The 332-nt window shown below is 64.5% G+C and carries 1 protein-coding gene; it reads right to left on the bottom strand.

Annotation, left to right across the window (positions count from 1 at the left end):
• Positions 1-332, bottom strand: a 332-nt coding sequence (locus KVT45_RS58625; protein WP_217562693.1) for a transposase, incomplete at both ends; no start/stop codon positions are given.

Raw genomic sequence — 332 nt, 5'->3', positions numbered from 1 at the left:
GAGAAATGCCAGGTAGTTGCGGGGATTTCGTTCGTAGCGGGGGCTGAGGCGCCGGTAGCCGGACAGCCATGACATGGTGCGTTCGATGACCCATCGGCGGCGCCCTAATCGTTCACTGGACTCGACTCCTTTGCGGGCGATGCGCACGCCGATGCGCTTCCCCCACAGCCATTTCCGCAGGTGGGGGACATCGTAGGCCTTGTCCGCATGGAGTCGCTGCGGCTTGAAGTGGCGTCCTCGGCGGGGGTCGTGTTGCGTTTGGTGACCCTCGACCATGGGCTTCAGTCCTTCGCTGTCGTGGACGTTGCCGGCGGAGACGCCGACGAGTAGGG

This window comes from Streptomyces sp. GbtcB6, from assembly GCF_019091475.1.
In the GTDB taxonomy this organism is placed as follows: Bacteria; Actinomycetota; Actinomycetes; order Streptomycetales; family Streptomycetaceae; genus Streptomyces; species Streptomyces hyaluromycini.
The sequence above is the reverse complement of the archived record's forward strand: the minus strand, read 5'-3'. Positions and strand labels throughout refer to the sequence as shown.